2 pseudogenes are annotated in these 758 nt (G+C 27.3%); both read right to left on the bottom strand.

The window, feature by feature from the left end:
- Nucleotides 1-185, bottom strand: a pseudogene (locus L8V79_RS08140) (hemagglutination protein); the annotation flags it as partial.
- Nucleotides 186-209: 24 nt separating this feature from the next.
- A pseudogene (locus L8V79_RS08135) lies at nt 210-758 on the bottom strand (hypothetical protein); the annotation flags it as partial.

Genomic DNA, 758 nt, shown 5'->3' with positions numbered 1-758 from the left:
CCACCACCCCATTGTATGACTGAGTTTGTTCCATTACCATTAATTTGCATATGACCATTGCCAGAAGTTATAGTCCCACTAGTCCCATGAGTAAATTTACCTCCACTAGGTAAAGCCATTAGTGGAGAAAATAACATTGATACCGTTACACCTGAGAGTATGATATGATTTGCTAGCTTTTTCATAATTAATCCTTTTAGTATATTGCTTTAGTTTAAATTCACTACTATGCTTTTTGCATCTTTACTTACACTTAGAGTGTATTTAGCTTTTTGAACTTTTGCTTTGATGTTTTTATGTAAGCTTTGATTATTTTTAGTAATAGTTTCTAATAAGCTTTGTAAGTCTTTTTGATTTAGATGTTTATTGTTTGCATCTACAAAGCCTTTTTCACTTTGCATTAGAATAATGCTTTTATTTTTTACATTATTGTTTGTATATACATTAATAGAACTATCTTTAGAAAGATTAATCACTTCTTTAGCACTTAAATAAGTTTTAGTATCATCTTTTAAGATAAAGCTATAATGATCAAAGTTATTGATAGTATTTGCTTTTATACTTGTATTTAATACTAAATGATTATTAGTACCATTTTTATGCATTAGTGCTTTTGATACAAAGTTATTGTCTTTTTTAGTTTGTAAAAAGCTTCCTGCTAATACTTCTATATTAGTATTGTTGAAAATATTAGTATTACCGCTTAGATATAAGGTATTATTATAGCTTTTATCATTTTCACTATATACACCAGAAGC

The organism is Campylobacter sp. IFREMER_LSEM_CL2194 (genome assembly GCF_025771685.1).
Taxonomy (GTDB): Bacteria; Campylobacterota; Campylobacteria; order Campylobacterales; family Campylobacteraceae; genus Campylobacter_D.
The sequence above is the reverse complement of the archived record's forward strand: the minus strand, read 5'-3'. Positions and strand labels throughout refer to the sequence as shown.